The following is a 5695-nucleotide window of genomic DNA, read 5'->3' on the forward strand; positions in this document are numbered from 1 at the left end:
TCTAAAAAGGCGTACACAATTCTTAATAAGAGTTGTGTACGCCTTTTACTTTGAAAAAATTCCTTATAAATTTTGATTGAAATCTATCATGGGAACAGGTTAAAGGACTGAAAGAGTAGTTCCTTAGCCGTGAAAGAGAATGAAATCGATACCTTGGATCGATTTCAAATTGAAAGACCTTGGCTTTCAATGGTCCCACGGCTCACAAGGAACGTACACTGTAAGGACGAAAAATCTATGATTTTAATTTTTTGTCCCAGCCGCTTTTTTATTTGCAGTGAAGTTCACTTATCTAGCCAAATAAGTGAAAAATATTGGCAATATTCATCTATATCAATATATAGGTGAAGCATAATTGGAAATTTTCACTTATATTACCCAATAGGTGAAAACCCTAAAAATCCTTCATCTATCACCAGTAATAAATGAATAGATTGACCCAAATTTCACTTATTAGACGCAATAGCATAAGATCAATCAATAGCATCTAACACAAGAACTTAAGTTGCTCCCCAAATACAAAAAAACGCTAGCCGGATATATACCCGACTAGCGTTTTTTACTGCAACAATCCTGATTATACGAAAGCTGCTACGATTAGTTTGAAACCATTTGTAAGGAAGTACATACATACTAGGAATGGCAAGATAGCTAATGTTGCAACTGGTGTAAATAATAAGTATAGACCGATAATTAATGAAAAGATTGCGATGATTAAGGCAATCCAATATAAAGCTGTTGAGAATGGTTTGATACCACGAGTCAATACAATTGCTGTGATTGATTCAGTGATGAACCATAGAGCGAATAGAATTGGAATAGTGATGAAACCAATTTCTACGTTAAAAAGAATTAGAATCCCAAAGAAAATACGTAAGATAGCTAAAATAAGTGATCCTGTTAAAGCATATCCGAAACGTTCTTTTAAACTATTGCGTGCGATTAGGGCGATGATACCACCAAAAATCATTGTCATACCAAATACATAAACGATTGATAGTAGACTTGCAATTGGATTGTTAAATGCAATAAATGCAACAATTACATAGATAATACCAAGTAATAATTCAGTCCATGAAAAGCGCTTGTTGTTATTTTCCATTGTTCTATTTCCTTTCTCTATAAGTTATTTTTAAGATAACATAATATTTTTATGACCGCAATAATTATTTTTTTTTTTGCAAGAAATTATACTATAAGTGAAATAATTACCGCTAAATTACCAAAATATAAAACAAAACAAGCAAGAGCAATTTAGATTGCTCCTGCTTCGGTGTTTCAATAATGCTTACGCATCTTATTTAGTACGTTTAAGGATAAAGTTTAATACTAAGATTAAAACGATTGCTCCGATTAGAGATGGGATAACTGCGTATCCACCAATTACAGGACCGAAGCTTGATAAGAAAGTACTACCAATCCATGAGCCTAACATACCGCAAATAATATTACCAATAATACCACCAGGTACATCTTTGCCTAGGATTGCTCCAGCACCCCAACCAATTAGTCCCCCAACGATTAATGACCATAACCAGCCCATTATAATTCCTCCATTCTGTAGTTTCTTCTTTCAATGAACAGTTTTGTTCATATACATATTGTATCATATTACTTAAAATTGATAAAGTTAAATGGCAAAAATAGTGTTAATTTTGTTTGCCACCGCTCAATAATTGTTGTTTTAATTCATTTTCCATTTGAATCATATCTTGCTCAGCTTGTAGACGTTTGGCACGTCCCTCTTCCTGAATAGCCATGGTTTCCTTAATCGTGTTAATCAGATTTTGTTGTGAATGTTTCAAGGTCTCGATGTCAACAACACCGCGTTCTGATTGACGTGCGGTTTCAATAGAAGATTGTTTCAATAATTCCGAATTCTCTGTTAACAATTGGTTAGTAGTATCTGTGACTGCAATTTGTGCATCCAATGCATCTTTTTGACGATATAAGGATAATTGAATAGCAATTTGATTTTTCCATAACGGAATAGCGGTATAGATAGAAGATTGAATCTTCTCCGCTAAGTTTTGATTGGTATTTTGAATTAAACGAATTTGTGGTGCTTGTTGAATGGTAATTTGACGTGTTAATTCTAGGTCATATATACGTTTCTCCAAACGATTGATAAATTGTTCTAAATCTGCCACTTTTTGAATATTCATTTGATCATCTGAACTAGTGATGGCTTGTTTTAAAGCTGGCAAATCTTCATTACGCAGTTTATCTGCTTTGATTTGAGCAGCTGCGATATAGACGTTTAATGCATCAAAAAAGGCTAGGTTCTGTTGATACAAGCTTTCCAACTGTAGATTATCATTTAATAAGCCGTTCTTTTGTTTCCCTAAATGGTTGGCAATTTCGTCGATTTGATAACCTACTTTTTGATATTTGGCGTTCATCTCATATAAAGACGCTTTTTGTTTTTTAAACCAACGTTGTAAGCGGCTCTGCTTTTGGTTGGTTAATTGACTAGGATCTGTTTCATTTAAATGCGCCAAGAGATTGCGCAATTCTTCGCCTACTACGCCCAAGTCTTGATTTTGTACTTGGCTAATCAGTTGGTGAGAGAATTCGCCAATTTGTTTCTGGGCCATGGCGCCATAGGATACAATGGATTGGCTGTCACCCGCATCTATCTTCTCAGCTAGGGCACGGGCTTGTTCTTGGCGTTCGGCGGACAATTGCGAGAAGACGGTTTGTTCCATTGTAGTAGCTTGCGCCGGTGTTGCTTGTTCCGGTGTGAAAGTAGCTGCAACCGTCGTATCTTGGAATGGATTAGCAAGTAGATCATCCACAGAAGTTGCTAGGTGATCAGTCGTTTGTTGCTTAGTTTGGGTATTTGTTTTTTCAGAATGTGTCATACTTATACTCCTTTACGTTGACTACTAGTGAAGTTTTCATAAGATACGGCAACAGCTTCAGCTAGGTCAGAAATTTGATTTCGCAAGTCAGATAATTTTTGAATTTTGCTGGCTGATTTGTCCATTTGTTCATTAACTGCGATATATTGATCAATTGCTGATGTCAATTGTGGTAAATATTGATATAAGAAATCGCTGGCTAAATTTAGTTGTTCAGGTGCTTTGGTGATTGCTTGGAAATAGCCTTTTAAAGTTCGCGCTGTATCAAAACGGATAAATAACATGGCCAGGTGTGCATTGTAATCAATATGACTTAAAATGCTATCGATATTAGCCAAGGCTTCAGCCATTTCACCGCGGAAAAATTGAATTTCTTGATCGGTTAAATGAGACGCTTGATAATAGGGTAATCGTGATTTTGGTACGCGTTTTTGCAACACCTTATCTTGATAGCGGACAGCCGGATCCACATGGGATTGAACGATGCGACTAATGATGAACAAAAAGAAGTTGAGCATTACGAGCCAGAAAATTGCTTGGGTCCAATGGATATTCAATAGTAGAAAGAGAACAAGTAAGGTTAAATTTAATGGCCAAGAGAGGGGATAGGTGGCTAGTCGTCGTGTAAAACGTAGCACAGTATGCATGTTTGTCACTCCTTAATCTAATTTTAAACCTATTATAGCTTTGTCACTAGGAAACGACATCGGCCTCTAGTCTTATTTCAAATTACTTTTGGATAGGGTAGGATAATGGAGAGCATTTGGATTTTTCTGTGGTTGAAACGTAAATAATATCCTAAAATTCAGTTGCTACTCGTTAGACGAGGGAAAATAATGCTAGAATGAACTTGAATAGATAGCTTAGTAAATAGAAACCATTGGAGAAAGGATTGGCAGCAATGGCATTTGGAGAAGAAACAGTTCAACGAGAAACAATTTATGAGGGTAAAATTCTAAATTTAGAAAAACACCAAGTCCGTTTACAAAATGGGGCGCTTGCTGATCGAGAATTAATTATTCATGGGCCAGCGGTAGGCATTTTTGCATTGAGAAACAATAAAATTGTACTGGTTAGACAGTTTCGTAAGGGCATTGAGCAGACGATTCTTGAAGTGCCGGCTGGACTAGTGGAACGTGATGAGGATTTACTCCTAGCAGCCAAACGTGAATTTGCGGAGGAAACGGGACTAGCATCAGACGCTTGGACGGAAATGGACGGATTCTACGTGACACCAGGCTACAACGATGAATTTATCAAAATGTACGCCTGCGCAGATGTGTATGAGCTAGCTGAAGCGCCAGCCCAAGACGAAGATGAAAATATCGAACTAGCCTATCTAGATTTCGACCAAGCCAGAGCTGCCATCCAAACAGGTGAAATATGCGATATGAAAACCATTTATGCCATTCAATACTGGCAAATATTACTGAATAGATAGTAGGTGAAGATAGTGACCAAGCAACAAGACGAACCACAATTAACACGCACCCAGTACCGTGCTTTAAAAAATAAAATTAACCATGCTGACCACACGGGGACCCAAGTAGCCAGTCAAATAGCGGAGAAGGCACCAAAACCAGTGTCCAAACAAACCGATTTGGATGCTACCCAATTATTTAAACGCGACGAAGACCTGGATGCACCACGTAAATTCTCTGCAGATTTCTTGCGTTCAATTGAACCTGAAACACCCAGAAATGAGAACCTTAAAGTGGAAGACACGAAGGAAGATAAGAAGACGGGGTTAGCTGCAAAAATGCGCATGTTCTCTTGGAGAGAAAAGCTGTTTGATGAGGAAACTAGTCAAGTAGATGATCCAGTAGCTGATCAATCACTGGCAGCAAAATCAGAAGCAGAAATGCCATCAAGAGAAGCCAATGAAGACGCCAAGAAAAAATGGACCTTCACACTGGGTACAACGAAAGTAGATCGTTTCTTAAACATCTCGATTATTTTGCTACTTATTGGTATTATTACACTGACAGCCGTCGCATTTTATATTTAACATTTATATGGAGGAATTAGATTACATGAAAATTGCAATTATTTGCCCGATGGAAGAAGAAATTGGCTACTACCGTGAACATTTAGAACTAACATCTAGAGGTATTATCGGCGACACAGAAATGTGGGATGCTGAATACGAAGGCCACGAAATCATCGTTGTTCGTTGTGGTATTGGTAAAGTCAACTCTACTATCGCTGCAACTTTAGTTGCCCAAGAAGGTCCAGATGTAATGATCAATACTGGATCAGCGGGTGGAATTGCGCCAGACCGTCAAATCGGTGATGTTGTGATTGGGGAAGCAACAATGTATCACGATGCTGACTCTCGTGCTTTTGGTTACGAATTAGGGCAAGTACCTTCAATGCCAGCACGTTACAAAGCACCAGAAAACTTAGTCGAAGGTTTCTTAGAAGCATACCGTAACACGGACTTGAACGCGACTGTTGGTTTGATTTTATCAGGTGATCAATTCATCCATTCAGTAGAGAAGGTAAACTGGTTATACGAAACATTCCCAGGCGCGCAATGTGCTGAAATGGAAGGTGCCGCAGTAGCTCAAGTAGCTTACAAATTTGGTATCCCATGTATCGTAATCCGTTCAATCTCTGATACAGCGAGTCAAGATGCAGAAGTGTTATTCGAAGAATTCGTTGTTACAGCAGGTAAGAATGCTGCCAAAGTAACATTGGATTACTTAGGAAAATTGTAAAATGAAATGCATAAGGAAATAAACAAAAAAATCATGTAGATACGATATACTTGTTAGCAACCAAACCAAAAGTATAAGGGGTATCTACATGACCAAAAATAATTGTATCAC

7 protein-coding genes are annotated in these 5695 nt (G+C 37.6%); 3 read left to right on the forward strand and 4 right to left on the reverse strand.

Going from position 1 to position 5695, the window contains the following annotated elements; all coding sequences use genetic code 11:
• Window positions 1-577 precede the first annotated feature (577 nt).
• The 4 genes from B9P78_RS09075 to B9P78_RS09090 all read right to left on the reverse strand — a co-directional run bounded on the left by B9P78_RS09075 (window position 578) and on the right by B9P78_RS09090 (window position 3511).
• On the reverse strand, window positions 578-1102 hold the full coding sequence (locus B9P78_RS09075; protein ID WP_094519124.1) for an HdeD family acid-resistance protein: 525 nt from the start codon (window positions 1100-1102) through the stop codon (window positions 578-580).
• A gap of 195 nt (window positions 1103-1297) precedes the next feature.
• Window positions 1298-1543, reverse strand: a complete 246-nt coding sequence (locus B9P78_RS09080; protein ID WP_094519125.1) for a GlsB/YeaQ/YmgE family stress response membrane protein — start codon at window positions 1541-1543, stop codon at window positions 1298-1300.
• Window positions 1544-1649: 106 nt separating this feature from the next.
• Window positions 1650-2864: a toxic anion resistance protein gene (locus B9P78_RS09085; protein ID WP_094519126.1), complete on the reverse strand. Its 1215-nt coding sequence runs from the start codon at window positions 2862-2864 to the stop codon at window positions 1650-1652.
• Window positions 2865-2866: 2 nt separating this feature from the next.
• Window positions 2867-3511 carry a 5-bromo-4-chloroindolyl phosphate hydrolysis family protein gene (locus B9P78_RS09090; RefSeq protein WP_094519127.1) on the reverse strand — a complete coding sequence of 215 codons (645 nt, stop codon included), beginning with the start codon at window positions 3509-3511 and terminating at the stop codon, window positions 2867-2869.
• Between the two features lie 254 nt (window positions 3512-3765).
• On the opposite strand from B9P78_RS09090, the gene B9P78_RS09095 reads away from it, so the two are divergent.
• The 3 genes from B9P78_RS09095 to B9P78_RS09105 are packed head-to-tail and all read left to right on the forward strand — an operon-like array spanning window position 3766 to window position 5584.
• Window positions 3766-4305, forward strand: a complete 540-nt coding sequence (locus B9P78_RS09095; protein WP_094519130.1) for an NUDIX hydrolase — start codon at window positions 3766-3768, stop codon at window positions 4303-4305.
• A gap of 12 nt (window positions 4306-4317) precedes the next feature.
• Window positions 4318-4872, forward strand: coding sequence for a hypothetical protein (locus B9P78_RS09100; RefSeq protein ID WP_094519128.1), 555 nt, complete (start codon window positions 4318-4320; stop codon window positions 4870-4872).
• A gap of 25 nt (window positions 4873-4897) precedes the next feature.
• Complete coding sequence (locus B9P78_RS09105; protein WP_094519129.1) at window positions 4898-5584, forward strand: 5'-methylthioadenosine/adenosylhomocysteine nucleosidase; 687 nt, start codon at window positions 4898-4900, stop codon at window positions 5582-5584.
• Window positions 5585-5695: the final 111 nt, after the last annotated feature.

Source organism: Aerococcus sp. 1KP-2016, from assembly GCF_002252085.1.
In the GTDB taxonomy this organism is placed as follows: Bacteria; Bacillota; Bacilli; order Lactobacillales; family Aerococcaceae; genus Aerococcus.